This window comes from Methylohalobius crimeensis 10Ki (genome assembly GCF_000421465.1).
Taxonomy (GTDB): domain Bacteria; phylum Pseudomonadota; class Gammaproteobacteria; order Methylococcales; family Methylothermaceae; genus Methylohalobius; species Methylohalobius crimeensis.
In genome coordinates, this window is sequence record NZ_ATXB01000002.1 from 471,834 (window position 1) to 497,527 (window position 25,694).

The 25,694-nt window shown below is 58.3% G+C and carries 26 protein-coding genes, 1 tRNA gene and 1 pseudogene; 19 read left to right on the plus strand and 9 right to left on the minus strand.

Translation table 11 applies throughout. The annotated features are described in order from the left end of the window. Nucleotides 1-120 precede the first annotated feature (120 nt). Nucleotides 121-537, minus strand: coding sequence for a helix-turn-helix domain-containing protein (locus H035_RS0115955; RefSeq protein ID WP_022949961.1), 417 nt, complete (start codon nt 535-537; stop codon nt 121-123). Nucleotides 538-729: 192 nt separating this feature from the next. Between H035_RS0115955 and H035_RS0115960 the strand changes: the two genes are divergently transcribed. Next, nucleotides 730-927: a hypothetical protein gene (locus H035_RS0115960; RefSeq protein WP_022949962.1), complete on the plus strand. Its 198-nt coding sequence runs from the start codon at nt 730-732 to the stop codon at nt 925-927. Between the two features lies 1 nt (nt 928). Here the strand turns inward: H035_RS0115960 and H035_RS0115965 are convergent, their stop codons facing one another. After that, nucleotides 929-1,423 carry an aminoacyl-tRNA deacylase gene (locus H035_RS0115965; RefSeq protein ID WP_022949963.1) on the minus strand — a complete coding sequence of 165 codons (495 nt, stop codon included), beginning with the start codon at nt 1,421-1,423 and terminating at the stop codon, nt 929-931. A 129-nt stretch (nt 1,424-1,552) separates the two neighbouring features. Here H035_RS0115965 and H035_RS0115970 point away from each other — a divergent pair. Continuing rightward, nucleotides 1,553-1,643 (plus strand) — tRNA-Ser (locus H035_RS0115970). Nucleotides 1,644-1,656: 13 nt separating this feature from the next. On the opposite strand, the gene H035_RS21020 is transcribed toward H035_RS0115970, so the two are convergent. Beyond that, nucleotides 1,657-2,328, minus strand: a complete 672-nt coding sequence (locus H035_RS21020) for a site-specific integrase (protein ID WP_051149876.1) — start codon at nt 2,326-2,328, stop codon at nt 1,657-1,659. Between the two features lie 26 nt (nt 2,329-2,354). Beyond that, the gene (locus H035_RS0115980; protein ID WP_022949964.1) at nt 2,355-2,633 is read right to left on the minus strand and encodes a hypothetical protein; all 279 of its coding nucleotides are present in this window, start codon (nt 2,631-2,633) and stop codon (nt 2,355-2,357) included. 252 nt (nt 2,634-2,885) lie between these two features. Here H035_RS0115980 and H035_RS0115985 point away from each other — a divergent pair, with 252 nt between their 5' ends. From H035_RS0115985 to H035_RS20280, 12 genes and pseudogenes are all read left to right on the plus strand, one after another. Continuing rightward, complete coding sequence (locus tag H035_RS0115985) at nt 2,886-3,131, plus strand: helix-turn-helix domain-containing protein (RefSeq protein WP_026596714.1); 246 nt, start codon at nt 2,886-2,888, stop codon at nt 3,129-3,131. Between the two features lie 2 nt (nt 3,132-3,133). Next, complete coding sequence (locus H035_RS20265; RefSeq protein ID WP_022949965.1) at nt 3,134-4,123, plus strand: HipA domain-containing protein; 990 nt, start codon at nt 3,134-3,136, stop codon at nt 4,121-4,123. 271 nt (nt 4,124-4,394) lie between these two features. After that, nucleotides 4,395-4,622 carry a hypothetical protein gene (locus H035_RS22290; RefSeq protein WP_022949967.1) on the plus strand — a complete coding sequence of 76 codons (228 nt, stop codon included), beginning with the start codon at nt 4,395-4,397 and terminating at the stop codon, nt 4,620-4,622. A 310-nt stretch (nt 4,623-4,932) separates the two neighbouring features. Beyond that, nucleotides 4,933-5,130, plus strand: a complete 198-nt coding sequence (locus tag H035_RS0116000; protein WP_040575178.1) for a type II toxin-antitoxin system Phd/YefM family antitoxin — start codon at nt 4,933-4,935, stop codon at nt 5,128-5,130. A gap of 3 nt (nt 5,131-5,133) precedes the next feature. Beyond that, a complete protein-coding gene (locus H035_RS0116005; protein WP_022949969.1) occupies nt 5,134-6,714 on the plus strand; it encodes a class I SAM-dependent DNA methyltransferase in 1,581 nt (526 codons plus the stop codon). Continuing rightward, complete coding sequence (locus tag H035_RS0116010) at nt 6,707-7,858, plus strand: restriction endonuclease subunit S (protein ID WP_022949970.1); 1,152 nt, start codon at nt 6,707-6,709, stop codon at nt 7,856-7,858. Before H035_RS0116005 ends, H035_RS0116010 begins: the two co-directional genes overlap by 8 nt. Continuing rightward, on the plus strand, nt 7,855-8,652 hold the full coding sequence (locus tag H035_RS0116015) for a hypothetical protein (RefSeq protein WP_022949971.1): 798 nt from the start codon (nt 7,855-7,857) through the stop codon (nt 8,650-8,652). Before H035_RS0116010 ends, H035_RS0116015 begins: the two co-directional genes overlap by 4 nt. After that, nucleotides 8,649-11,912 (plus strand): DEAD/DEAH box helicase, encoded by a 3,264-nt coding sequence (locus tag H035_RS0116020; protein ID WP_022949972.1) that lies wholly within the window; start codon nt 8,649-8,651, stop codon nt 11,910-11,912. Before H035_RS0116015 ends, H035_RS0116020 begins: the two co-directional genes overlap by 4 nt. 2 nt (nt 11,913-11,914) lie before the next feature. Then, on the plus strand, nt 11,915-15,118 hold the full coding sequence (locus H035_RS0116025) for a type I restriction endonuclease subunit R (RefSeq protein ID WP_022949973.1): 3,204 nt from the start codon (nt 11,915-11,917) through the stop codon (nt 15,116-15,118). Between the two features lie 196 nt (nt 15,119-15,314). Beyond that, nucleotides 15,315-16,757, plus strand: coding sequence for an SMEK domain-containing protein (locus H035_RS0116030; RefSeq protein WP_022949974.1), 1,443 nt, complete (start codon nt 15,315-15,317; stop codon nt 16,755-16,757). Next, complete coding sequence (locus tag H035_RS0116035; RefSeq protein ID WP_022949975.1) at nt 16,754-18,175, plus strand: argonaute/piwi family protein; 1,422 nt, start codon at nt 16,754-16,756, stop codon at nt 18,173-18,175. The genes H035_RS0116030 and H035_RS0116035 overlap by 4 nt, the downstream gene beginning before the upstream one ends. 53 nt (nt 18,176-18,228) lie before the next feature. Further along, nucleotides 18,229-18,997 (plus strand): annotated as a pseudogene (locus H035_RS20280) (KAP family P-loop NTPase fold protein). On the opposite strand, the gene H035_RS22820 reads toward H035_RS20280, so the two are convergent. Genes H035_RS22820 through tnpA form a run of 4 tightly spaced genes read right to left on the minus strand, consistent with a single transcriptional unit; the run spans nt 18,903 to nt 19,989 of the window. Continuing rightward, a complete protein-coding gene (locus tag H035_RS22820) occupies nt 18,903-19,163 on the minus strand; it encodes an IS66 family transposase zinc-finger binding domain-containing protein (RefSeq protein ID WP_407635342.1) in 261 nt (86 codons plus the stop codon). The pseudogene H035_RS20280 and the gene H035_RS22820 overlap by 95 nt on opposite strands. Further along, on the minus strand, nt 19,051-19,359 hold the full coding sequence (locus tag H035_RS20285; protein WP_022949977.1) for an IS66 family transposase: 309 nt from the start codon (nt 19,357-19,359) through the stop codon (nt 19,051-19,053). Before H035_RS20285 ends, H035_RS22820 begins: the two co-directional genes overlap by 113 nt. A gap of 25 nt (nt 19,360-19,384) precedes the next feature. Next, the gene (gene tnpB, locus H035_RS0116050) at nt 19,385-19,741 is read right to left on the minus strand and encodes an IS66 family insertion sequence element accessory protein TnpB (protein WP_022949978.1); all 357 of its coding nucleotides are present in this window, start codon (nt 19,739-19,741) and stop codon (nt 19,385-19,387) included. Next, the gene (tnpA, locus tag H035_RS22825) at nt 19,741-19,989 is read right to left on the minus strand and encodes an IS66 family insertion sequence element accessory protein TnpA (protein WP_407635346.1); all 249 of its coding nucleotides are present in this window, start codon (nt 19,987-19,989) and stop codon (nt 19,741-19,743) included. The genes tnpB and tnpA overlap by 1 nt, the downstream gene beginning before the upstream one ends. A gap of 240 nt (nt 19,990-20,229) precedes the next feature. Between tnpA and H035_RS0116055 the strand changes: the two genes are divergently transcribed. Genes H035_RS0116055 through H035_RS0116065 form a run of 3 tightly spaced genes read left to right on the plus strand, consistent with a single transcriptional unit; the run spans nt 20,230 to nt 21,694 of the window. Continuing rightward, nucleotides 20,230-20,853, plus strand: a complete 624-nt coding sequence (locus tag H035_RS0116055; RefSeq protein WP_022949979.1) for a type IV toxin-antitoxin system AbiEi family antitoxin domain-containing protein — start codon at nt 20,230-20,232, stop codon at nt 20,851-20,853. Further along, nucleotides 20,850-21,083, plus strand: a complete 234-nt coding sequence (locus H035_RS0116060; protein WP_022949980.1) for a hypothetical protein — start codon at nt 20,850-20,852, stop codon at nt 21,081-21,083. The genes H035_RS0116055 and H035_RS0116060 overlap by 4 nt, the downstream gene beginning before the upstream one ends. 23 nt (nt 21,084-21,106) lie before the next feature. Continuing rightward, nucleotides 21,107-21,694, plus strand: a complete 588-nt coding sequence (locus H035_RS0116065; protein ID WP_022949981.1) for a hypothetical protein — start codon at nt 21,107-21,109, stop codon at nt 21,692-21,694. Here H035_RS0116065 and H035_RS0116070 read toward each other — a convergent pair. Then, on the minus strand, nt 21,691-22,281 hold the full coding sequence (locus tag H035_RS0116070; protein ID WP_161624040.1) for an exopolysaccharide biosynthesis protein: 591 nt from the start codon (nt 22,279-22,281) through the stop codon (nt 21,691-21,693). The genes H035_RS0116065 and H035_RS0116070 overlap by 4 nt on opposite strands. 206 nt (nt 22,282-22,487) lie before the next feature. On the opposite strand from H035_RS0116070, the gene glpK reads away from it, so the two are divergent. Together glpK and H035_RS20290 are read left to right on the plus strand one after the other, a co-directional pair. Then, complete coding sequence (gene glpK, locus H035_RS0116075; RefSeq protein ID WP_022949983.1) at nt 22,488-23,978, plus strand: glycerol kinase GlpK; 1,491 nt, start codon at nt 22,488-22,490, stop codon at nt 23,976-23,978. Nucleotides 23,979-24,017: 39 nt separating this feature from the next. Further along, a complete protein-coding gene (locus H035_RS20290; protein ID WP_022949984.1) occupies nt 24,018-25,601 on the plus strand; it encodes a glycerol-3-phosphate dehydrogenase/oxidase in 1,584 nt (527 codons plus the stop codon). Nucleotides 25,602-25,694: the final 93 nt, after the last annotated feature.

Genomic DNA, 25,694 nt, shown 5'->3' on the forward strand with positions numbered 1-25,694 from the left:
GATACGACAGTAGATTTCCGTCGACACCTGCCGCGTGGGTGTCGACGGAATCGGGCCACTCACAACGGACGCCAGACCCCATAAAAATATTTTTTACGCTCAGACGGGAAAAACGTTCAGTCAAATTCGGTTCAAGCCGTTCAATTTTTGACTCAACGCTTCCAATTTCCGCTCCAACTCCGACAGACGCCGCTTTTCCTCGGCGACCGCCAAAACCGCCAGCTGCTGTTCCTCGCTCAAACCGTCGAACAGCGCCAACAGTTTTTCGCGCCTGGGATTGGAAAAATATTCGGGCGGCTGTTCCCGAATCTCCAAGACTTCACGCTGCATCGAACCGATGCCGGAAAGCAGCCAGTCCAGGGAAACTCCCTTCTCCTCGGCCACTTGCACGCATTTTTCGTAGGGAATGGAATTTCTCGCCTTCCATGAGCTCAGAGTCGTTTTCTGGACCCCCAAAGCCCTGGCCAAGGTGGCGTCGGACGACGTTCCAAATATGGCGCGCAAGCGATCTAATATCCCCAGAACATCCGTACGCATATTGCAATTTTCACCATTGACATGTCCACATAATGCATTTAGGCTGGTACTCAAATCGTGTATTGAGCTTAGAGCATACTTATCCAGGAAGGGGTTATACGCAAGGCTTTAAGCCGGCAAATCAGGAAGGGTTCACAGAACGATGGGAGCATACCGCAAAAACCGATCCATCGAAATAAAATACAAAACACTATGGAACTCGACAAAATCGGCCATGCATTATCGAAACAGATACCGGCAATGATTCATGGTTTTTCCATCCTCACCAAGCATGGGGAATTAGAAATCCATCCAGAGGACGCGCCGCCGTTTATCGCCCTGGCTGAACAAATTTTGCGGCAACGCTTGGATACCTTGCGGAGAAACAAGCAAAGCCCTGAAAACCGCTGATTCAGGCTTTCACGAACCGGCCGACGTCCGCATCTTCCAAGGCTCGACGCAGGCCGCCGGTGTCCAGATCCAAAGCATATCCCAACACCCCGCTGCCGATCATCATTCGATCGTAGCCGAAGACCCCTTCATCCACCAGGACGCGAACTCCCTCGGGCAAGGCAATGGGCGGCACCGCACCGACGGGATAACCGGTCGCTTCCAGCACCTCATCCGGCTGGGCCATGGTCAAACGACGTTCCCCCAAGTGCTTGCGCAGCACGCCCCAATCGGCCCTTCCGCCGCCGGCCACCGCCAGCAAGACGAATCCGCCGGAACCGGTGCGAAACAAAAGACTGCGCACCACCTGCCCCGGCTCTCGTCCCCATTCCTGAAGCAACTCTTCCAGGGAACGGATCGGTTTCTTGTCCGGATCGAGGGGAATCTCGACCAATTCGTAACCGATGCCGAGCTCATCCAAACACCGGGTAACAGGGGAATCAAGGGTATCCGTCATCTACAACTCCATTGGATCGATTAAGCCGAAAAAACCTCGCTTATTTTCCCAGCGCCACCAAGGCAACTCAACACTTCGATTTCACTGCTGACACAAGCAAGTCGTCTGGGTTACAATACACGACTTTACGGAGAGGTGTCCGAGTGGTCGAAGGAGCACGACTGGAACTCGTGTATACCCTAACCGGGTATCGAGGGTTCGAATCCCTCCCTCTCCGCCATATAATCAATGACTTAGCGTTTTATGAGTGACCATTTTGGGGGTGGGTTTGGTTCGTTTTTTGGTCCGCTTTTCTCAGCTCCACTTCCGAGCCTCCAGGCTCCCGGCCTCCGGCGCATCGATGGAGACCCAGCGGCTGTAGGTGCGGGCCGCGAAGGTCCAGTTGGTATGGCCCATCTGCTGTGGGCAACCCACATCACCGATTCCCCGACCTGCAACATCATCGAGGCGTAGGTGTGGCGCATCTGGTAGGGATAGCGGTAGCGCACGCCAGCACGCAGCAGGACCCGCTTCCACATCCGCTCACGGATCACCATGTCGCCGGTCCAGCGTTTGTCGGTGTTAGGGTTCTGGAAAATCTCTTCACCCTCCATGAAGGTGGAGGCTTTCTGCGCCTTGAGTGCTTCCTGGGCTGGCGGTAGCAGCTTGACGTAGCGTTCCCCGGCGGCGGTCTTCGGCGTCTCCGGTTCCTTGCTGTGCTGGGTGAGGGCGCGCTGCACGAAGATGCGCTTGTAGATGGTGAAGGTCGAAGCCTTCAGGCTGGGACGGATGTCGATGAGCCAGCGGTCGAGATACTTGCTCAGCGTCATGGCGGCACCCGGCTCATGGCTGAACAGGACGGCGCGCGGTGAGTTTGGAAAGGTGACGGAATAATCAAACGTGCCGCGCTCGATCGCGTCGAGCACGGCAGCGCGGTGCCGCTCCGCCCGCTTCAGGTTAGCGGGCGTGGGCTTAAGTTTGAGGCGTTCTTTTCACCGGACGCCGTGGTAATAGAAGTCGATCTCGATCGTCGAGTTCGACGCGGGGCGGACGCCGTTTCCTCTACCCATTGGTTGTAGCCCTCCACTGAAATGAGAATGCGGCCATCGGGGGCCTTGGCCCAGACTCTTCCTTCGCCCCATACCACATCGCGAATCTTGGTGCGGATGGCGTCTTCCGTGTAGCCGGTCTCGGCAGCCATCTTGGCAATGGTGACCCAGTTCACCGGCATGGTGTCATCCTCCTGGCCAGGTGCCGAGAGGGGCCTGTCAGCCGCTGGATCGCTCGCAGAGGGTGGCGGGGTGCGGTTTCCATGGCCATACGGTGCCACGGACGTTCGTCAGTTCTCCTCGCCTGTTCCTCGTCGCCGTATCCGGTATGGCGTATAATTGAATAGTATACGCTATGGGAGATATATTGACAATATACGGTAATCCGTATAAATTATTAGTATACGCTATAACAGATATATTAAGGCGGTCTCATGCCGGTAACCATTCGGAACGACAAGGAATTGGGCGAAGCCATCCGGGCCGAGCGCACGAAGAAGGGTTTGCGGCAGGTTGATCTCGCCCGCAAAGCCTCCGTCCGTCAGGCGCTGATTTCGGAGCTGGAAAACGGGGCGACCAGCGCGCGCGTGGAGACCGTGCTCAAGGTTCTGGCGGCGCTCGATCTGGATCTTGCGATCGTGCCGCGCCGCAAGGCCGAGTTCGATCCCACGGAGTATTGAGAATGGGCAGAAAACGCAAAGGACGTGCATTGGATGTCTATGTGGGGTCCAGCAAAGTCGGGTTCTACAGCCGGGCCGCTGATGGCTCGACATCGTTTCGTTATGACCCGGCCTGGCTCGCTTCCGAGCGCGCTTTTCCGATCTCTGTCTCGCTGCCGCTGTCCGACCGCCTGTGGTCGGGCTCCAACGTAAACAGCTTCTTTGAGGGGTTGTTACCGGACGATCCGGCAATCCGAAACACGATCGCAGCGCGCGAGCAGGCCGAGAGCGCAGGCACGTTCGACCTGCTTGCCGCCATCGGGCGGGACTGTGTCGGCGCGTTGCGTTTTGTCCCCGAAGGTCTCGATCCCGGCGACCCGACGAGGATGTCCTCAAGGCCGATCAGCGACGAGGAAATCGCGGCGCGCATTGCTGCGCTCGGCGTCGCGCCTCTTGGCATGGAGACGGATGACCCGGAGTTCCGTATTTCCATCGCGGGTGTGCAGGAGAAGACCGCTTTTCTCAATATCGGCGGGAAGTGGCATCTTCCCCTTGGGCCAACGCCGACATCGCACATATTCAAGCCTGCCTTGAAAGAAGGACCGAACGGTGCGGATTTTTCCGACACGCCGTGGAATGAGTGGCTGTGCCTTGAGATTTGCCGTGCCCTGGGGCTGGACGCGGCAATGGCGGACGTGCTCAGCTTCGATGATAAGCCGGTCCTCGTCGTTGAGCGATTTGACCGGCGCTGGCAGAAGGGTGTTTTGTATCGGTTGCCGCAAGAGGATATCTGTCAGGCCTTGGGTGTGCCGCCGACCCGCAAATACCAGAGCGATGGTGGCCCGGGCATTACGGATGTGCTCGATTTTCTAAACGGGGCCGTTTCGCCTCGTGCAGATCGCCTTCACTTTATGAAAGCGCAAATCGTGTTCTGGCTTTTGGCTGCCATCGACGGGCATGCCAAAAACTTCTCGATCTTTCTGACGCCCGGCGGCATGAAGCGCTTCGCGTAGCGCGCCGTAAGCGCCCGGTTGATGTTTTCAAGGCTGGCGACCGCATTGCGCCGCTCGGCGGTGCCGGGTTCGCTTCGCGCCAACTGTTGCGGGACTTTGCGGAACAGGGCCGAAAGCTCGTCGGTGGACCGGGTTTGCAGTTCAAAAGCTGTGATGAGTCTGCACATCGCCTTTCTCCTCTTTAAAGTCGATAACCTTTACAGCGACGACCCTTATCGCAGCGCGGCTGATGATTACAAACTCTAAATCCGAAGGGAGGTGTATCTAGGCAGTGAAGCTTCCTTGCGATATCGACCTGAACCAGGCCAGATCGGTTCTTTCCGACATGGGAATTGAACTGACCGAGCGGCAGATGAAACGCGCAGCCGAAACGGACGCGCACGGCAATCGCAAACTGCCTTTCTTTGTCGATCGGGGCTTGCAGCGTCGATACTCAGAAAACCATGTGGCAAATCTGTGGCAAGGCATAGCTAAGCCGCAGAAATCCGCCATTCTCTGAATCGGCCCGTCTGGGCTTGTGGCAAGTTTGTGGCGAAAACGCACCAGCACACCCGGCGTGGAGCCCGTCGATTTCACCGCGTTTTGCCCGACACAGCCTCCTCGCACTTGAGTCTTGGAAGCCCGATAGACGCTCCACGGGAAGTTTCGCCACAACATTTGCCACAATTCGTTTGCTGTCCGGCGCTTAGGCTCACCCAGTGAGCCACCACCCGTGCGAAAATTCACCCAGTGTGCAACCGCCGTCTCGGGGATTGCGTCCGAACGCGTTTTTGTCCATTATGGCCAAAACGGCCACTTGGGATGCCCTCATGAAACACATGTCCGCCAAGGACGCCAAGAACGGGTTTGGTTACTTGCTGGACACAGCCAGGGCTGAACCGGTGACCATCGAGAAGCACGGACGCGCTGTCGTCGTGGTGCTCTCGGTCGAAGAGTATGAACGCCTCAGGGGCCTGGACGACACCTTGCCCCCTCAAGCGCCGAAGCCAGAACAACAAGGAGCCTAGCCTATGCCTCGTGGACGTCCGCGCGCGAGCGACAAGAAAGAAAACGCGCAGAAGAGCGGCAATGGCGGAAACCTTGATTTCGAAAGCAAGCTTTGGGCAACCGCCGACAAGCTGCGCGGCAACATGGAGCCTTCGGACTACAAGCATGTCGCTCTGGGGCTGATCTTCCTCAAATACATCTCCGACGCCTTCGAGGCCAAGCGCGAGGCCCTGCTTGCCGAAGATCTCGCCGACCCGGAAGACCCGGAGGAGTACCTCGCCGAGAACGTCTTCTGGGTGCCCAAGGAGGCCCGCTGGTCTCATCTCCAAGCCAACGCCAAGCAGGCGACGATTGGTAAACAGATCGATGACGCCATGCTGGCGATTGAGTCAAACAACGCCTCGCTCAAAGGTGTCTTGCCGAAGGACTACGCCCGCCCGGCCTTGAACAAGGTCATGCTCGGTGAGTTGATCGACCTCATCAGCGGCATTGGCATGGGCGAAGAGGCGGACCGCTCCAAGGACATTCTTGGCCGCGTCTATGAATATTTCCTCGGCGGTTTCGCCGGAGCGGAAGGCAAACGTGGCGGAGAGTTCTACACGCCCCGGTCTGTCGTGCGCCTTCTGGTCGAAATGCTGGAGCCCTACAAGGGACGGGTCTATGACCCCTGTTGTGGGTCCGGCGGCATGTTCGTCCAGTCCGAGAAGTTTGTCGAGCAGCATGGCGGGCGCATCGGCGATATCGCCATCTACGGACAGGAAAGCAACTACACGACCTGGCGGCTGTGCAAAATGAATCTCGCCGTGCGGGGCATTGACGCCGATATCCGCTGGAACAATGAAGGCAGCTTTCACAAGGACGAGTTGAAAGACCTAAGGGCCGACCACATCCTCGCCAATCCGCCTTTCAACATCTCCGACTGGGGCGGCGACCGTCTACGCGAGGATGGCCGCTGGAAGTACGGCGTACCGCCGGTCGGTAACGCCAACTACGCATGGCTTCAACACATCCTGCACCACCTTGCGCCCCACGGCACCGCCGGTGTGGTTCTGGCCAACGGTTCCATGTCCTCCGCCCAGTCCGGGGAGGGTGAGATCCGCCGCGCCATGGGCGAGGGCGATGTGGTGGATTGCATGATTGCTTTGCCGGGACAGCTTTTCTACTCCACCCAGATACCAGCCTGCCTGTGGTTCCTCGCAAGAGACAAAAAGAACAACAAATTCCGTGACCGGCGAGGACAGGTTCTGTTCATCGACGCCCGCAAGCTCGGTCACATGGTCGACCGTACCCGTCGGGAATTCTCGGAAGAAGATGTTGCAAAGATTTCCGCGACGTATCACGCCTGGCGTGGCGAAGAAGGCGCGGGTGACTACGAAGACATTCCCGGCTTCTGCAAGTCCGCCTCGTTGGAGGAGATCAGAGAACACAATCACGTTTTGACACCGGGGCGGTATGTTGGCGCGGCAGCAATAGAAGAAGACGATGTGCCTTTCGTGAAACGCTTCACGGCGCTCAAGGAGAAGCTGGACGAGCAGATTGCGCAAGGCGAAGAACTCGGCGCGCTAATCCAGGCTAAGTTGGAGGGGGTGGTCGCCGATGAGTGAGTGGGAACACGGTGTTTTGGGTGATCTCGTAGAGTTGAAACGTGGTTACGATCTTCCAAAAAAGAGACGTCAAAGTGGTCCCTTCCCGCTCGTGTCGTCGTCAGGCATCACCGATTATCACGCTGAAGCAATGGTCAAAGGACCGGGTGTTATAACAGGGCGATACGGTACTCTTGGGCAAGTATTTTTTATTCAGGATGATTTTTGGCCTCTTAATACCACGCTTTATGTTCGAGATTTTAAGAATAACGATCCGCGTTTTGTGAGCTATTTTCTCCGGTCTATGGATTTTATGGCTTATTCTGACAAAGCTGCGGTTCCTGGACTGAACAGAAACCATCTTCATGTTGCGTCGATTTATTACCCGACAAGTTTGGAAGAACAGCAAAAAATTGCCGCCCTCCTCGGCGCTCTTGACGATAAGATCGAACTAAACTGCCAGACCAACGAAACCTTGGAGGCGATGGCGCGGGCAATCTTCAAGGACTGGTTTGTTGATTTCGGACCTACACGAGCCAAGGCCGAAGGGCGAGAGCCCTATCTTGCCACGGAACTCTGGGACCTTTTCCCTGACGCTCTCGACGATGACGATAAGCCGATGGGATGGGAAGTAAGAAAATTGGAGGACTACCTGGAATTAGCTTACGGGAAGTCCCTTCCAGCAAAGCAGAGAAAGCTAGGGTCAGTCGCTGTTTACGGCTCCGGCGGTGTTGCTGGAACACACGATACGCCGTTGGTCGAAGGACCAGTTGTGATCGTTGGGCGAAAAGGTACTGTTGGGAGCCTTTACTGGGAGGACGGTCCGGCCTTCCCAATAGATACGGTTTTCTATGTAGTTCCTCGCGTCGGTTCGCTATTATTCAGTTACCATCTTTTATCCGTTCAGCCGCTGAAAGACATGAATACTGACGCGGCTGTTCCTGGCTTGAATCGCGGCAACGCATATCGTCTGGAATTCCCGCGACCCGACGAGCAACTCATTCAAGCTTTCGAGAACTTGGTTGCTCCACTTTGGAAACGTCGGGCTGCGAACCTCAAGGAAGTCGAGACTCTCGCGCAGACGCGCGATCTGCTCCTGCCAAAACTCATGTCCGGCGAAATCCGCCTCCGCGATGCCGAGAAAGCCGTGGAGGCCGTCGCATGACGGTTGCTTTGGGGGAGGAATGCTACAACCTTGGCGCGCCGCCCTGTAAGGGTGGCGGTCGCGCATGGACGGAAGAAGAGCTGGACGAAGCGCTAGACGGGCAGGTCGCGGCACTCGTTTTCGACGAAGAGGGCAAAGCGGACATCGAGGAGCTTCTCGCCGGTGTCGCGGAAACCGAATTTGCGCAAGAGCAGCTTGCAGAAGCCCTTGCCGACCCTGACGAGATAGAGGACTGGCGCGTTGGCGAAGCAATCGCGGAAGCCTATCTGACCGAGCACAAAGATTGCCTGTTTCCCTGGCCGGATGGCCGCGATGAGCGCAAGAGCGGATCGAGTTTGCCAGGGGCCGATCTGGTCGGCATTCAGCACGATGCGGAAGGCGATCGCTTCGCCTTCGGGGAAGTGAAAACATCAGCAGAAGCCAAGCATCCGCCCGGTGCTGTTTATGGCCGTACCGGTCTGAAACAACAGCTCGAAGAGCTGCGGGACAAAGCCAGTATCCGGCACGACCTTTTCAAGTATCTCGGCCATCGTGCCAAGAACGCGACTTGGCTGGAACGTTTCAAGACGGCAACCAAGCGTTATCTTGAGAATACATCCGATGTGCAGCTTTTCGGCGTCCTTGTGCGTGATGTCGATCCCCATGAGGACGATGTGTGCGCGCGAGTCGAGAAACTCGGGGACAACTGCCCGGCAGGTACCGAGATAGAGTTGCTCGCCTTGTATTTACCGGCGGGCTCTATCGGCGATTTGGCATCCAAGGCCTTGGCGACACGGACGGGAGGCAGCGCATGACTGTCTCCGCTGCTGCCCTTGAAGCCCTCCAGTCCCACTGGGCACTAAGCGCCATCGGCCAGGAAGAGCGAGCCCGTGCCGCCGAGCTGGTCAATGAGCGGTTGGTGCGGCGCGCCGTCGGTCGTCAGATCGATTTCGCGTTCGCGGAGGCTGACACCGACGATGCGTTGCTCGATCGTGTCGCACTTGCCTATGAAATGGCGGCAATCGAGGGGCTCGATGCACTGAGTCGCCCCTCAGGTGGCGATAACGCTTTGAGGGATCAAGCCACGGCGGCTTCACATCATGCGTTCGACATTCGCCGCCTGGCGGAGATACCGGAAGGCACGCAAGAGCGTATCTTCCATGTTTTGCAGCTCTCGGCGCTCGCTTATTGCGGTGACCGTTGGTCGGACTTGCGACGCTGGTTTACCGAGAACAGATCGGCAATCTCGATTCCAAGCGTGGCCGAAGCGCCATGGGACAGGCGGCTTCTATACCGGTTGTTCGAGTGCTGGGTTCGCCTCTTCCGCAAGGAGGGCTGGGATGATCTGGATCGCATCCGAGAAATCATCGCCGGGCTTCGGGAAGACCAGCGATCGCAGGAGGCGGCAAGGCTCGCGAATGGTTCAGCGGCGGAAGACCGAGCGGTCGCGTTGCGCCTGATCGCCCTCTACCACTGGGCCAAAGGGACCGAGGTCCTTGCCGAATACATGCTTCAAGGTCAGTCCCAGGCAGTCTTTGCCGATCTCGACAAGCATTTCGAGTCCGGCATCAAGGCAGCGACCGCGTCGGGCGACGCTCAGCATGAAGTGATCCTTCGCTGGCTACACGCCGCTAGCCGGATCATGGTCACCAATTCCCTATGGTGGGGAACGCGCACCGTTAATTCCCGCGTGTCCGAATTCGTCAAGGCACTGACCAAACGCGAGCATCAGGCGATGTTCGAGCTGTTGCCACCGCAGCGGACCGCCCTGCTTGAGCAAGGGCTCCTCGATCAGGCCAAGACGGCGATCGTAATCGACATGCCGACCTCCGGCGGCAAGACACTGCTGGCACAGTTTCGGATTCTCCAGGCCCTTAACCAGTTCGACGCAGACAAGGGCTGGGTTGCGTATGTCGCGCCGACAAGAGCCCTGACAGCCCAGGTTACCCGGCGGCTTCGCCGGGATTTCGAGCCCATCGGATTAAGGGTAGAGCAGCTCAGCGGTGCCATTGAAGTCGATGCCTTTGAAGAAGAACTGCTGACCGATCAGGAGAAGCCTTTCGATGTGCTCGTGGCTACACCCGAGAAGCTATCGCTGGTCATTCGCAACAAGAATGTGCCGCGTCCGCTCGCCCTTGTCGTCATGGATGAAGCGCACAACCTTGAAACCGAGGCCCGAGGCCTTCGTATCGAGTTTCTCCTTGCGACGATCAAGCGAGATTGTCCGCAGGCGAACTTCCTGCTTCTGATGCCCTATGTCGAGAGCAGCGAGACCGTGGCGCGCTGGCTTGCGCAGGACATCGATGCCGGTAAGGCGATCAGTTTCAGTACAACGGCCTGGAAACCCAATGAGCGGATCGTCGGTCTTTACCGGGCTATCGCTGATGACAGCGAGCGGGCTGGTTGGCGGCTTGACTACGAGACCCTGACCGTCACCGAAAGAGCCATGAAGTTGCGCGGCACGCACCGTGCGGGCAATTGCAGGCCCATTGATGTGCCGAAGAGCAAAGTGCTCGACAAAGGGCAGCAGAAGGGATTCGGTTTGCAGACCGCAGCCATGGCTTCCGTCATGTCGGCTCGTGGTACAAGCATTGCGGTCGCCAATAGTATTCCTACCGTCTGGTCGATGGCGCGGCATGCCGCTGAAAGCGTCCCGGAATTTGAAAGTGTCCCGGACGACGTGCAATTGGTGCAAAACTTTCTGAGGACTGAGGTCAGTCCTCAGTTCGAACTGATCGACATGCTCGACCATGGCGTCGGCGTTCACCATGCCGGGTTGTCTGATGAAATCCGCACGCTCATGGAGTGGCTTGCGGAATCGGGCCATCTTCGCGTCTTGTGCGCGACCTCGACTATAGCTCAAGGGATCAACTTCCCGGTTTCCTCGATATTCCTGCAATCCCACAAGCTGCCCTACGGCGTTGAAATGAGTCCCCGAGAGTTTTGGAACCTCGCAAGTCGGGCAGGACGGATCGCTCAGGACAGTGTTGGTGTAGTGGGACTGGCTGAAGGGTCCGATCGGGCAGCAAAGATTGATTTTCTGAGCCGTGCAACAGGCGCTCTTGCATCGCGCCTGGTTGCGCTTCTCGACCAGCTCGCCGCGCAGGGACAGCTCAACAATCTCGATGCTGTTCTCTGGCAGGACCAGTGGGAAGATTTCCGTTGCTATGTTGCCCACCTCTGGGCCGAAAAGAAAAACCTCGATGCGGTGCTCGCCGAATCCGAGCAGCTTCTTAGGCAGACCTATGGCTATACAACCATGCGCAATGATCCCGCGCAGCGCGATAAGGCCGATGCTTTGCTGGATGCGACGAAGAGCTACGCGCGCAGGCTCGCCGATATGCCAGGGGCGGCAGAGCTGGCGGATTCCACCGGCTTTTCGCCGGAAGGTGTGCAGAAGGCCATGGCCGGAATGCGCAATCTCGAAGAACAGTTGAGGCCGGATGACTGGGCACCGGATAGCCTGTTTGGCGAGGTCGGGCGCATGGCCGATCTGTTCGGCGTCATGCTGAAGGTGCCCCAACTCAAGCAACAGCTCGAAGAGATCGGCGGCGACGGGTTCGACTATGCCCATCTTTCCAATATCACTCGCGACTGGGTCAATGGTGCGCGGCTGGACGACATTGCAAGAACCTATTTTTCTCACGATGCCGCTCGTTCGGAAACCGAAGCCTTTACCGACGCCTGCAAGGCGATCTACCGCGCCATCGTCAATAACGGAACCTGGGGTGTATCGGCCCTGAGCCGTGTCTCCGGGATGGACTTCGAAGGTATGAGTGAGGCCGAGCGCCGCCGGATCAACGCTTTGCCCGCGATGATCTATCACGGGGTTCGCACCGAGGACGCCGTTTTGATGCGGATGAACGCCGCGCCGCGCAGCGCGGCCGAAGAGCTTGGCTCGCTCTATAAAGAGGCCTTCGGCAACGATGAAAGCCGTTATTCTGTGGGCAAAGCGCGCAGCTTCCTGAAAGAGATGTCACCGAGGGAATGGAACCGCGCAAGGCCTGCTGATGCGGCCCTGAGCGGCGCTGGATACAAAAAGATCTGGGAAGTCCTGTCCGGGGAGGGAGCCTGACCATGCCGAAATTCGCTGAAAGCCATGTCGAGGATGCGGCTCTTTCCTGGCTCGAAGAGCTTGGGTACAGCGTGGCACACGGCCCGGATATCGGCCCGGACGGCACAAGCCCTGAGCGGGCCAGCTATGGCGACGTGGTTCTGGTGGACCGGCTGCGTGCGGCGCTTGAGTCGCTCAACCCCCACCTTCCGGCGGATACGCTGGACGAAGCACTCAAGAAGATTCAGCAGACCGAAACGCCCTCGCTTGTGGAAGAGAACCGGCGACTGCATCGGATTCTCGTTGACGGACTTGATGTCGAGATCACGCGGGAAGACGGCTCGGTTGGAGGCGATACGGTCCGGTTGGTCGATTTCGGAAACCCGGACAACAACGACTGGCTGGCGGTCAATCAGTTCACTGTCATCGAACATCAGAGCAATCGCCGCCCGGATGTCGTTCTGTTCGTCAACGGTCTTCCGATTGCAGTGCTTGAGTTGAAGAACCCCGGTGATGAGAACGCGACCTTGGAAGGCGCGTTCAACCAGCTCCAGACCTACAAGGGCCAGATTCCCTCGCTCTTCCGCACCAATGCCCTGCTCGTCACGTCCGACGGGCTTCATGCCCGCGTGGGCTCGTTGACCGCCGACATCGAGCGTTTCATGCCCTGGCGGACGGTCGATGGCTCCGAGATCGCCCCGAAAGGTTCGCCCGAGCTGGGTACGGTCATCGAAGGCGTGTTCGAGAAGAACCGTCTTCTCTCGTTGATCCGCGACTTCACGGTCTTCGGCGACACCGGGGCCGGCCTCGTCAAGATCGTGGCCGGTTACCATCAGTTCCATGCCGTGCGCCGCGCCGTGGCCTCCACAATACGCGCCATACCGGTTGCGACTGGAGAAGTGGCCGAAGACCCGGCGGATTATGGACTGCCGTCGGTCGCATCGCAGGAAAGAGGGGATCGCCGTATCGGCGTCATCTGGCATACACAGGGCTCTGGCAAGAGCCTGCTCATGGCATTCTATGCTGGGCAGATCATCGCCCATCCCGCCATGGAGAACCCGACGCTCGTCATCATCACCGACCGCAACGATCTCGACGACCAGCTCTACGGCACGTTCAGCATGTGCAAGGATTTACTCCGGCAGACACCGCAGCAAGCGGAAAGCCGCGAAGACCTCCAGAAGGTTCTGACCCGCCCCTCGGGCGGCGTCGTCTTCACGACCATACAAAAGTTTTCGCCGACTTCGGGTGAAAACGACTACCGGGCGCTTACCGACCGACGGAACGTCATTGTCATCGCCGATGAGGCGCACCGAAGCCAGTACGGTTTCAAGGCGAAAGTCGAGCGCAAGACCGGCGAAATCTCTTACGGATTCGCCAAGTATCTGCGGGACGCCTTGCCGAACGCCTCCTTCATTGGCTTCACCGGGACGCCGATTGAGAAGGAGGACGTGAACACCCCGGCCGTCTTCGGCGAGTATATTGATGTCTATGACATCAACCGGGCGGTCGAGGACGGCGCGACCGTCCCGATCTACTACGAAAGCCGGTTGGCACGCATCGAACTGAACGATGAGGAACGGCAGCTCATTGACGATGAAATCGCCGAACTGACCGAAGACGAAGCGCAGGATGAGCAGGAAAAGCTCAAGCGCAAATGGAGCACCATCGAGGCTGTGGTGGGCTCGAAGGAGCGGCTGCGCATGGTCGCAGAAGACTTGGTGCAGCATTTTGAGGACCGGGTTGTCGGTATGGACGGCAAGGCGATGATTGTCTGCATGAGCCGCCGGATATGCGTCGCGCTCTACGACGAGATCGTCAAGCTCCGGCCAAGCTGGCACAGCGATGATGACGAGAAGGGCCTCGTCAAGATCGTTATGACGGGATCAGCCTCCGATCCGCGGCAATGGCAACCGCATATCGGCGGCAAGGCACGGCGCGAACTGCTCGCGAAAAGGGCGAAGGACCCCGACGACGAACTCAAGCTCGTTATTGTCCGGGATATGTGGCTCACCGGGTTCGATGCCCCCTGCATGCACACCATGTATATCGACAAGCCCATGCAGGGCCACGGTCTCATGCAGGCCATCGCGCGGGTCAACCGCGTTTTCAGGGACAAGCCCGCCGGTCTCGTGGTCGATTACATCGGTATCGCCCAGAACCTCAAGAGCGCCCTGGGGCAGTATTCAAAGGACGACCGCAAGCATGCCGGTATCGACGAGGCCCAGGCGGTGGCGGTCATGCTCGAAAAGTATGAGATCGTCCGCGATATGTTCCACGGCTTCGATTACCAGCGCGGCCTAACCGGTACGCCTCAGGACCGTCTTGCTGTGATGGCCGAGGCCATCGAATGGGTCCTGGACATGCAGCAAAAAGACGCTGCGAAAGAAACCAGAGAAGGCAAGAAGCGGGCGCACCGGCGGTTTAACGACGCCGTGTTGGCGCTCTCGAAGGCCTTTGCGCTGGCCAGCGCCAGCGATGAAGCCCGCGAAATCCGGGACGAGGTAGGATTCTTCCAGACGATCCGGGCGGCACTTGCCAAGAGCGTTCCGGGCAAAGAAAAGAGCACGGCGGAACGGGACCTGGCCGTGCAGCAAATCGTCAGCCGGGCCGTAGTCTCGACCGAAATCGTGGACATTCTCGAAGCAGCGGGCGTCAAAACGCCGGACATCTCGATCCTGTCCAACGAGTTTCTTGCCGAAGTTCAGGGTATGGAGAAGAAGAACCTCGCCATGGAAGCACTGCGCAAGCTGCTCAACGGAGAGATTCGCTCCCATGGCAAGACCAATGTGGTCCAGACCCGCGCATTCTCCGAGCGGCTTGAGGACGCCATCGCCCGCTACCACAACAATGCGATTACCACCGCGCAGGTTCTTCAGGAGTTGATCGATCTCGCTAAAGACATTCGCACAGCTCGGCAGCGCGGGGAAGAAGAAGGGCTCTCGCAAGAGGAGATCGCCTTCTATGACGCGCTGGCCGAGAACGAAAGCGCCGTTGCAGTCATGGGTGATGAGAAGCTGCGTGTCATTGCCCATGAGCTGCTTGCGAACGTAAAGGGAAACGTATCGGTCGACTGGGCGCATCGGGACTCTGCGCGCGCCCGCATGCGTGTATTGGTCAAGCGCATTCTGCGCAAATACGGCTATCCGCCGGATCTGCAAGAGGCGGCGGTGCAGACTGTACTACAGCAAGCCGAGGTGCTCTCGGAAATGTGGGCGGCAGCTTGATGTGGTAACTGTTGGGAAATATGGATCATAACCAAGTGAGGCCGTAATGGATTTTTCAAAACTAGGAGCTCTAAAGGCAACTGAAAAGCCTACGGACCCGATCAGAATATTCGAGCGTCTTCCTAATCTGCCAGGGACTCCGAATGACCTATGGCGGGGGCAGGCAGAAGCACTGGGAGATCGAAGGGGTTAGGGAGTGAAGCACGCAGAACTCATCAATCAGTTTCGGGAGGAACTTAGCGCGCTTTCACGCGAAGTCGAGTTGTCGGTGGCTATGAGTCACTTCGACATCAACAAGATTTGCGAAGATGTTGTCTGCGGCATCTTCAAAGAGCTTTACGGCCTGGCAGCTTTAAGAAACCTGAATGAAGAGGAGCGGCAAAACTTCCCCGGCATAGACCTTGCCGATGATGACGCGCGTGTCGCCATTCAGGTGACCTCGGACAAGTCATTAGACAAGATCAAAGATGGACTTCAAAAAATCATCAAGCACGGGCTGCATGAGAAGTATGACCGGGTCATCTTCTACGTCTTGACGCGCAAGCAGGGCAGCTACTCAGCAGACAGCCTTCGGAAGGTTTGCGGCGAGAACATCGCATTTAATGCATCCTTGGACGTTCTGGATTTTACCGATCTCGCGACCAAGTCTGCCACCGCTTCGCCGCAGAGTCTGAGGAAGGCTGTCGATATCCTCGGGTCTTACATGCGCGGGTGTGGGGTCGGGCTTGCTGTGCAGGATTTCGATCCGCCGTCGGAGCCTCCGGAAACCCTCACCGCGAATCTTCTGGAATTGTACTTCCCGCAGACGCTTTATATCGCAGAGCTTCTTCCGGAGGTCTTTGATGGCAAGAAGGTAAGGAACCAGAGAAAAGCAGTTGGAGGGTATGTCAGAAACATCGAACGAAGTGTTCCCTCCGATTATGAGGTCAGTGGCGGTAGGCTCATAACTTTCCACAATCTCGAAGAACGCGATAACCCCTTCGCGTTTCTTGTGGATGAGGGGACGGTCGAGCCATTCTCTCCAAGCGATTTTTACAATATCGATGCAGACCACGAGCGCATATTCAAGTCGCTGCTGAGGTTTGGCTTGCAACAAAAGCTCTACAAGCACCGCGTTCTTTGGAAACACAAGGAAGGCTTGTTTATCTTCTTGCCCATTCGGGATTCTGATGACCTTCGGACCGAGACATGGATCGGGCAGAAGAAAGCGAGTAGAACCGTCTTTCATCGGAAGTACAAAGACAGGGAGCCGGATAAGGTTCTCTCAACGCGGCATTTCGCCTTTTCGGCCGGATTTCTGGTCGTCGACGACCAGTGGTATGTCTCCATCACGCCGGATTGGTTTTTCAGCTATGGCGATGATTATCGGCGATCCGCATTCGGTGACGTTCCACTAAGCGGATTGAAACGCATGGAAAAGAACCGGTCAGTATTTGATCAGTTCCGCTTTCTCTGTTCATGGTTGAACGATCTGGACTCAGAAGACCTTTTTTCGCTCGATGCTGCGACTACGCCGATGCTGACCTTCGGAAGCGTCCTGGAACTCGGTGGTGCACCCCATCTCAACGAAGAGTTTTGGGAGCCGCTCGTTGTCGCCGATGACGATGATAGCGACCAAGGAAGGCTGGGGCTACGATGAGACTGGAGCACCTACCAGAGCCGAGACTTCTGTTTGCTGATGGAACGCACATATGCCCGAGGCGGGGCATTGCTGAATATGGCGTGTTCGACCTTACACAGGAAACCCGCCGGGATGCCGTTCTTGTCGGTGGCATCGGAACCGCAAACTGCATTGAATTGTTGAGCAAATGGATTGAGCGATGTCGGGGCGTTATTGACGCCCCGGCAGACGTCAAGCAGGAAAATCTGAGATTGCCGTTTTGTGGTTTCAGCGCGGCGACCGGGTTTGGAGCAGATATCAAGTTTTCTTCTGATCTCTCACGAACCCTGAAAAATTCCGAACTCAAGGAAATCCTGGCCATCAAGAACAGGACTGAACGCGTCCAGATGGCGATCTCGTATTATTACAAGCATATCAAGTTTCTTGCGCAGAACCGTCACGTCGATGTGATTGTCTGCGTAATTCCCGAGCCGTTGTTCAAGGTTATTGCGACTGACGAGCGGCCAGGCGAGGAAACGCTTGAGGCAGACGAGCCAAGACATGAAGAGCTCAATTTCAGGCGTGCGCTGAAGGCCAAATCGATGCCGCTTGGCAAACCTTTGCAACTGGTACGGCAAGTCTCACTCGATAAAACGAAAACAGCCGGGCAGCAGGATGATGCGACCAAGGCATGGAATTTTTGCACCGCCTTGTATTACAAGTCCGGCCCGACCATTCCCTGGAAGCTGGAACAGGACAGTTCAAGGGCGTCATCCTGCGCCGTTGGCATCTCCTTTTACCGGAGCAGGGACCGCCAAACACTGAATACGAGCCTTGCACAAATCTTCGATGAGCTAGGGAACGGTCTTATTCTCAGGGGTACGCCGGTAGAGTTCGACAAGAATGACCGCGTGCCTCACCTTTCGGCTCAGCAGGCGCATGACCTGTTGACCGCCGCGTTGAATGAGTACCGCGTTGCCCTGAGGACATTCCCGGCGCGCGTGGTCATCCACAAGTCCTCGAATTTTAATGAGGAAGAGATCGATGGGCTTGAAACTGCGGCCCGCAAAATGAATATCGACGCCGTGGATTTTGTCACCATCATGGATTCAAAGTTCCGCCTCTTCCGGGACGGCAACTATCCACCTTACAGGGGCACTTTCGCTTCGTTCGACGATCATAGACACCTGCTGTATACGCGGGGCTCAGTGTGGTATTACCAAACTTACCCTGGGCTTTATATTCCCCAGCCGATTGAGCTGCGCATTGTCCAGTCCGAAGAATCGCCTGCGTTCATCGCGAAAGAAATTCTTGGTCTTACGAAGATGAATTGGAACAACACCCAGTTCGACGGCAAATATCCTGTTACGCTTGGGTGTTCTCGCAAGGTCGGAGAAATCATGAAGTATTTGACCGAAGCTGATACGCCGCAGATTCGTTACAGCTACTACATGTAGGTTTTTGTGGCCGCTTTGTGTGCAGGAATAGATAACAATAGGGAATTAAAGATATGTGGCCTGACAATGAGACAGAACAGGATTTCCTGAATTTTTCCGGTGTCGCAGATACGGTCGCGGAAATCGTTGTCCAGGCGAACGGACGACCGACCTCAATAGGCGTATCCGGTGCTTGGGGAAGTGGAAAATCTTCGATGATCAAGCTTGTTCGGCGCTCTCTTGAACAGAGGGCCGAAGGGCGCTCATCGGCATTTGTGTTTGTTGAGTTCAATGCGTGGCTTTACCAAGGATACGATGACGCGCGAGCTGCGCTGCTCGAAGTCATCGCGGACAAAGGCACGCCAAACCGGCATCGATAAAGCCCAGAGTCTCCTTAAACGCGTCAATTGGCTCAGAGCGGCAAAGCTTGGTGCCGGGTCAGCGCTTGCTCTGGCGCTTGGGCTACCGCCCACGGGCGTCTTTGGTGAGGTTTACCGGGCGGGCAAGGAAGTCATTTCAGACCAGGCAACCGAAGCAGATGTCTCGACCCTGGAAGACGGCGCAACTAATCTTGGGGAGTCGTTAACCGGCCTCCTCAATGCCAAGCCCGAGCGGTCTCCGCCTCGTGAAATCCATGCTATCAGGGAAGATTTCGAGCAGGCACTCGCGGAAATGGGTGTGACACTCGTCGTCCTGATTGATGATCTCGACCGTTGTCTACCGCCGACGACAATATCGACTTTAGAGGCTATTCGACGCTTCCTGTTCCTGCAGAACACGGCGTTCGTGATCGCGGCGGACGCACCCGAATTTTGGCCGGGACGATCTCGAGCTGTTCGCTGATATCCTCGCCGATGGGACTGAGCGGACCGCCGCAGTCACAAACTTTCTCGGCTTCACTCATATCGTGCTCGATGCGCACCCGCGGCAGCTCGGCCGGCAGCGGCTTGCGCCCGGCTTCTTGGGCGAGTAGGTAAGGGGCTCGGGGGCGCCTCGGCCGAGGCGGCATCAGCCGCCTCATCGATTTCCGCTTCGTTGAACAACTCGCCTTGCCGGTCGCTCTTCTCGCTGCGGTGGCCAAAACGCTGGTGCTTGAGCAGGCGAAGCTGCTCTTCGAGCAGGTGGATGCGCTGCTCCTTCTCGAGAAGCAGCGCCTTCAACGCGTCGATATCGTCAGGCAGGGATGGGGTAGGCAGCGCCGTCATGGCGCATGATTATACCGAAATCGGCTCAGCTTACCGAGTTGAAATGGAGGGTTTGATGCGGTGATTGATGCCAGATGTCGAAGCCATCGAGCAGATAGTTCAACTCACGACCGTCGCGCACCTCATAGTTGAACGCAGCGTGGCGTGGCCAGCGGAAGCGCTGTTTCTCCAGGCGTTTGTACCAGACCACGAAGCCGTTGCGCTCCCAGTACAGCAGTTTGATTTTGTCGCGGCCCCGGTTGCAGAACACGAACACAGCTTCCCTCATCGGTGAAAGTTCGAGTTCGTTTTCCACCAGCGCCGCCAGCCCGTCGATGGACTTGCGCATGTCCACCGGCTCCATGTAAAAATAAGTCTGGACGCTTGGTGAGGGACGCAGCATTACGATGCCTCCCGGAGCGAACGCAACACCGTGGGCAGTACCTCTCCCAGCGCTTGCGCGGGCAGCTCCAGGCGGATACCGTAAGGCAGATCGAGGACAAGCCGGTCAGGCGCAGATGCCGGCGGCACCCACAGGGGCACGAGCTTGCGCCGCTGCTTGTTGTTGCGGGTGCGCCAGTAGGCGAAATGGCTGAACTTGAGGCCGTGCTGCTTGCAATACTCCGCTGCGACAGGCCGCTCACCCGCCAGGCGTCAAAGTGTTTTTGCCAGAATTGCTCTTTCTCGGTGGGGGGCATGGCTACCTCTTGATTGGAAAAAACGAGAGCGTAGCGCAAACGGAGGGTAAATTTTAGATGGGGTTTGCTGATCGCTTACTTATAGCCTATGTCTACATCAGTGCTCTCACCCTTGTTGTTCCCACATAGAGGTTTGGATAGAATTACCATCATATATTAGTTAACGTTGACAATCCTATCCTACAGGTATGGCATGAATGCGCAGCAATCCGGCAAAAATAAGGCCTTGGAGTCGGCAAAACAGGCGTTTCACCACCATGGCGGCGTCCTCCGTACGAGCGAGGCGATCCGGCTGGGCATTCATCCGCGCACGCTATACGCAATGCGAGATAGTGGCGTGCTGGAATGCCTGAGCCGGGGACTGTACCGGCTGGCTGAGCTGCCGCCGCTCAGCAATCCCGATCTGGCGACAGTGGCGCTGAGGGTACCCAATGGCGTGATTTGCCTGATCTCGGCGCTGGCGTACCACGAACTCACCACGCAAATTCCCCATGAGATTTATCTAGCTGTGCCACGCGGTGCGGAACCACCGCGGTTGGATGCGCCGCCGGTACGGGTTTTCTGGTTTACCGGCAAAGCCTTCTCCGAGGGTATTGAGGTGCACGAAGTGGATGGCACGCAAGTGCGCATCTACAGTGTGGAAAAGACCCTGGCCGATTGCTTCAAGTACCGCAACAAGATTGGGCTTGATACGGCGATCGAGGCACTGAAGCTTTATGTCAACCGCCGTCGCATTCAGCTCGACAAACTCATGGCGTATGCGTGCATATGCCGGGTGGAAAAAGTCATGCGCCCGTATCTGGAAGCGCTGCTGTGACGCAGGAGTCCGGCCCGAACATCGCCGCGTTGACCGATGCCCTGTCCAATGACGCGACGAAGCAAAGCCAGTGGCGAGGTTTTGTACGCAAGAACCGCTTGCAGAATGTACCGCAAGAGTTTGCTGAAGTCGTGACGTCCATACGGGATTTTTTGGGTCCGGTGGCTGGTAGCCTTACCAATAAAGAACAATTCCTGAAGATATGGAAAGCGCCGGGTCCTTGGCGTTAGCGTTTTCATAGAGGGATTCAAAGATGAATTTCCGGATCGCCGCGCAGATTGTGGAGATACGCGAAACCGTCCAGGAGATCACCGTGCCGAGCTATGTTCCCGGCGAGCAATCCGCGCCGACCAAGCCGCGCTTGTTCGAGGGCGTGGCCGAAGAGGCGCTGCTCGGCTACGGCGTTCCGATGGAATGGGTGGACGATGTGCGCAAGGCCGATGAAGACCGCCTGCTTCAGTTGGCCGACCACCTGCCGTCCGAGGCGGCCGAAGCCTTGCTCGAATTGGCCACCGGCGGACAGCCTCGGATGCCCGCGGCAGCATCCACCGGCGTCGATCCGTTCGACCACCCGGATGCACAGCGACGCTTCCGCTTGATGACGGACGCCGACGAGTTGGCGCGTGCGCTCGACTATCCGTGGGAAAAGTGGACGGTCTTCCTGCACCCGGCCCAGCAGGCGTTGGTCGAAAAAGATTTTAACGGACCGGCGCGGGTTTCCGGTTCCGCGGGAACGGGTAAACTATCCATCGGCACTAGGCATCTGGCAAAGGGCTTGGAATTTCGGGCGGTGGCGGTGATGGCCTGTGACGACGAATTCCTAGAGGCGAGCGGCTGCTAGAGGGCGGTCAGCAGGATATAGACTGTGACGCCGGCAAGGGTGTAGCCGACCAGCACGAGCAACCCGTCGCGTGCCATCAAGCCCAAACCGAGCATGACGATGCCGAGCGACGGAGCCGTGGTGCCATAGGGGATGAAGCCCAAGGGGAAGAAGCTCAGAGCCAGCAGCGCCGCGGCGAGCGAGATAATCAGCCGGTTGGTCCAACCGGCCGAAAGCAGGGTCAGGCGCCGGTTGACAACGGTATCGATCCGCCCGAGCCAGGGTCGGGCCGCCTCGATGCCACGCTCCAGCTTGTCACGGCCGATCTTCCGGTTCCGCAGAAAGCGCGGCATCCAGAGCGAGCCCTTGCCCACGAGCGACTGGACCACGGAGATCACAATCAGCGCCGCGAGCACCGCCGGCGCACCGGGGATGCCGCCGATCACCGGCACCGCGGCCAGCACACCGAAGGTGGTCAGCAGCACGCCCAGCGAGCGGTGCTGGAAGGCATCCAGCACTTCGCCGAGCGAGACCGTGTCTTCACCGCCGCTGCGCTTGATCTCGTCGAGCACGCTGTTGAGAGGAGCCTCTTCCTCCGAAGCCGTCATAATCGCATTTCCGCTTTCGGATAAATAATGAATGGAAAATTCAACTGCGTTTTCCAACCTATCGTCGGGTAAACAGTATTCCAAAGCTGATCTTCGTGGCAAGACTGTTTGGTCCTTTCGAAGGGAAAAGAAGACAGACCACGGTTTTCTTTGCCGGTATGATGGTGCCATCCGGTCCGGCCGTGAAGATTGGAAGAGGAATCCCCATGCGCTACATCCTGGCATTGGATCAAGGCACCACCAGTTCCCGGGCCATCGTCTGCGACCGGGGCGGCGGGATTCGCGCGCTGGCGCAAAAGGAGTTTCCGCAATACTTTCCTCGCTCGGGCTGGGTGGAGCACGATCCCGAGGAGATTTGGTCCTCGCAACGCCAGGTGGCCCGGGAGGCGCTGGCAAAGGCCGGACTCCGCGCCGAAGACATCGCCGCCGTGGGCATCGCCAACCAGCGGGAAACCACACTGATTTGGGATCGAGCGACTGGCGAACCCATCCACAACGCCATCGTCTGGCAGGACCGGCGTACTGCCGGATTGTGCGACCGGCTCCGCAAGGACGGGGTCGAACCCGTGTTCCAGCGCAAGACGGGGCTGATACTGGACCCTTACTTTGCCGGCAGCAAAATCAGATGGCTGCTGGATCATGTGCCCGGCGCCCGTCGGCGGGCCGAGGCCGGCGAGCTGGCCTTCGGCACGGTGGACAGCTGGCTGGTTTGGAAATTCACCCAGGGCCGCAGCCACTGCACCGACGTGACCAACGCCAGCCGAACCTTGCTCTACAACATCCACACGGGCGATTGGGACGAGGAATTGCTCCGTCTATTGGAGGTTCCCCGGGAGTTGTTGCCCGAAGTGCGCGCCAGCAGCGAGGTGTATGCCGAAACCTCCAGGGAAATATTCTCCCGCTCCCTGCCCATCGCCGGGATCGCCGGCGACCAGCAGGCGGCCCTGTTCGGACAAATTTGCACCGAACCGGGCCTGGCCAAGAACACCTACGGCACGGGCTGCTTCGTACTGCTCCACACCGGCGACCGGCCGGTGGTTTCCAAGCAAAATCTTCTGACCACGGTGGCCTGGAAAATCGGGGACCGCACCGACTACGCCCTGGAAGGCAGCGTGTTTATCGCCGGGGCGGTAGTGCATTGGCTGCGCGATCAACTGGGTTTCATCCGCCGTTCGGAGGACGTGGAAAGCCTGGCCGACCGGGTGGCAGACAGCGGCGGGGTCTACCTGGTGCCGGCCTTCGCCGGTTTGGGCGCGCCGCACTGGGACCCCTATGCCCGGGGGGCGCTGGTGGGGATCTCGCGCGGCACCGGTGCCGCCCACATCGCCCGGGCGGCGCTGGAGAGCATCGCCCATCAATCGGTCGATGTGATCCGAGCCATGGAGGCCGATGCCGGCCTGGGGCTGTCCGAACTGCGGGTGGACGGCGGCGCGGCGCGAAACGATCTGCTCATGCAGCTTCAAGCCGATCTTTTGGGGGTGCCGGTGGTGCGCCCCCGGCTACTGGAAACCACCGCGCTGGGAGCGGCCTATCTGGCCGGTCTCGCGGTGAACTATTGGAAGGACACCCGGGAAATCGCCGCTCATTGGGAACAAGAGCGTGTTTTCATGCCTCGATTGGACAGCGAACGAGTCGCCGAATTAAGGGCGGGATGGAACAAGGCGCTGCAGCGCGCCAAGGCTTGGACCGACACTTAGCAATTGGAAAGGCGTTAAACAGGAAAATAGAAGAAGATCATGAATCGATCGGCCACTTTGGAGCGACTGCGCAGCGAAACCGCCCCCTGGGACGTGGTGGTGATCGGCGGCGGCGCCACCGGATTGGGGGTGGCGGTGGATGCGGCTTCAAGAGGCTATCGCACCGCTCTTTTGGAGCAACACGATTTCGCCAAGGGCACGTCCAGCCGCAGTACCAAGCTGATCCACGGCGGCGTGCGCTATCTGCGCCAGGGCGATCTCCAACTGGTCCGCGAGTCGTTGCACGAGCGCGCCGTGTTGCTGGCCAATGCCCCTCACCTGGTGACGCCGCTCGGCTTCGTGATGCCCGCTTACCGTTGGTGGCAACAAGCGTATTACGCGGCGGGACTCAAGCTCTACGATCTGCTGGCGGGTCGACGCAATATCGCTCCGTCGGGTCGGTTGTCGAGGTCGGAGACGCTCGATTACCTGCCCACGCTGCAATCCTCCCACTTGCGCGGCGGCGTGCTGTATTTCGACGCCCAGTTCGACGACGCGCGCCTGGCGGTGACGCTGGCGCGCACCGCGGCCGATCGCGGTGCGGCGGTGGCGAATTACACGAGGGTGACGGGCCTTCGCAAAGCCAACGGCCGGATCAAGGGGGTGGATGCCGTGGACGAGGAAACGGGGGAGACGTTCGCCATCCCGGCCAAGACCGTGGTCAACGCCACCGGCGTATTCTCCGATACGGTGCGCCGCTTGGACGATCCCCGAGCTCGTCCGATGATCGCCCCCAGCCGAGGGGTGCATCTGGTATTGCCGAAGCGGTTTCTGCCCGGTGAAAACGCCCTATTGATCCCGCGCACCGACGATGGTCGCGTCCTCTTCGCCATTCCCTGGCAAGACCGGGTGGTGGTGGGCACCACCGACGTGCCCGTAAAGCGACCTTCCCTGGAACCGCCCTCTTCCCGGCAAGAATGGGAGTATTTGCTGACCCACGCCCGGCGCTACCTCACGAATCCGCCCACCGAATCGGACGTATTGAGCACCTTCGCCGGCCTGCGTCCGCTGGTCAAGGCGGACGGAAACACAAGCACCGCCGCCTTGTCGCGCGATCACACCCTGCTGGCGTCCCCCTCGGGCCTGGTGACCATCGCCGGCGGCAAATGGACCACCTATCGCAAAATGGCCCGGGACACGGTGGATCGTTTGATTGAACTGGGACCGCTGCCGCCGGCCCATTGCGTCACCGAGAAACTGCGCCTGCACGGCTGGACGGACCGGCCTTTGCCCGAAGGGCATCGGCGCGAGTATGGGGCGGACGCCGATGCCATACGGCAATTGATCGAGACGCCCGATAAGGAAACCTTGCTCCATCCCCACCTCCCCTATCGACTTGCGGAAGTCCGCTGGGCGGTACGCTTAGAAATGGCCCGCACCGTCGAGGACGTCCTCGCCCGCCGCACGCGCGCCCTGCTGCTCGACGCCCGGGCCAGCGCAGAGGCCGCTCCTATGGTAGCTCGGGTGATGGCTGAGGAACTGAGTCGCGATGCCGCTTGGATCCAAGCGCAAATCCAAGTGTTTCAGCGCTTGGCGAAAAGCTATCTGATTGTGCCGAACCGCTCCCGCCCAAAAACCGACTAACCTCCAATTCGTAATACGTCTGCAAGATTCCCTATTTATGCTGACTGGCTGCGGGCATTGCTCGCCCATCGATAACAATCAGCCAATTTAGGG

Excerpts from the sequence above, each read along its gene's own strand:
- H035_RS20285 (WP_022949977.1), bottom strand. The coding sequence starts at position 19,359 with ATGACGGCGCTGCCTACCCCATCCCTGCCTGACGATATCGACGCGTTG.
- H035_RS0116035 (WP_022949975.1), top strand. The coding sequence starts at position 16,754 with ATGAGACTGGAGCACCTACCAGAGCCGAGACTTCTGTTTGCTGATGGA.
- H035_RS0115960 (WP_022949962.1), top strand. The coding sequence starts at position 730 with ATGGAACTCGACAAAATCGGCCATGCATTATCGAAACAGATACCGGCA.
- H035_RS20290 (WP_022949984.1), top strand. The coding sequence starts at position 24,018 with ATGAATCGATCGGCCACTTTGGAGCGACTGCGCAGCGAAACCGCCCCC.
- H035_RS0116055 (WP_022949979.1), top strand. The coding sequence starts at position 20,230 with ATGAATGCGCAGCAATCCGGCAAAAATAAGGCCTTGGAGTCGGCAAAA.
- H035_RS0115985 (WP_026596714.1), top strand. The coding sequence starts at position 2,886 with ATGCCGGTAACCATTCGGAACGACAAGGAATTGGGCGAAGCCATCCGG.
- H035_RS0116020 (WP_022949972.1), top strand. The coding sequence starts at position 8,649 with ATGACTGTCTCCGCTGCTGCCCTTGAAGCCCTCCAGTCCCACTGGGCA.
- H035_RS20265 (WP_022949965.1), top strand. The coding sequence starts at position 3,134 with ATGGGCAGAAAACGCAAAGGACGTGCATTGGATGTCTATGTGGGGTCC.
- H035_RS0116005 (WP_022949969.1), top strand. The coding sequence starts at position 5,134 with ATGCCTCGTGGACGTCCGCGCGCGAGCGACAAGAAAGAAAACGCGCAG.
- tnpB (WP_022949978.1), bottom strand. The coding sequence starts at position 19,741 with ATGCTGCGTCCCTCACCAAGCGTCCAGACTTATTTTTACATGGAGCCG.
- H035_RS0116010 (WP_022949970.1), top strand. The coding sequence starts at position 6,707 with ATGAGTGAGTGGGAACACGGTGTTTTGGGTGATCTCGTAGAGTTGAAA.
- H035_RS0116065 (WP_022949981.1), top strand. The coding sequence starts at position 21,107 with ATGAATTTCCGGATCGCCGCGCAGATTGTGGAGATACGCGAAACCGTC.
- glpK (WP_022949983.1), top strand. The coding sequence starts at position 22,488 with ATGCGCTACATCCTGGCATTGGATCAAGGCACCACCAGTTCCCGGGCC.
- H035_RS22820 (WP_407635342.1), bottom strand. The coding sequence starts at position 19,163 with ATGCCGCCTCGGCCGAGGCGCCCCCGAGCCCCTTACCTACTCGCCCAA.
- H035_RS0115955 (WP_022949961.1), bottom strand. The coding sequence starts at position 537 with ATGCGTACGGATGTTCTGGGGATATTAGATCGCTTGCGCGCCATATTT.
- H035_RS0116015 (WP_022949971.1), top strand. The coding sequence starts at position 7,855 with ATGACGGTTGCTTTGGGGGAGGAATGCTACAACCTTGGCGCGCCGCCC.
- H035_RS0115980 (WP_022949964.1), bottom strand. The coding sequence starts at position 2,633 with ATGCCGGTGAACTGGGTCACCATTGCCAAGATGGCTGCCGAGACCGGC.
- H035_RS0116025 (WP_022949973.1), top strand. The coding sequence starts at position 11,915 with ATGCCGAAATTCGCTGAAAGCCATGTCGAGGATGCGGCTCTTTCCTGG.
- H035_RS0116070 (WP_161624040.1), bottom strand. The coding sequence starts at position 22,281 with ATGACGGCTTCGGAGGAAGAGGCTCCTCTCAACAGCGTGCTCGACGAG.
- H035_RS0115965 (WP_022949963.1), bottom strand. The coding sequence starts at position 1,423 with ATGACGGATACCCTTGATTCCCCTGTTACCCGGTGTTTGGATGAGCTC.
- H035_RS0116000 (WP_040575178.1), top strand. The coding sequence starts at position 4,933 with ATGAAACACATGTCCGCCAAGGACGCCAAGAACGGGTTTGGTTACTTG.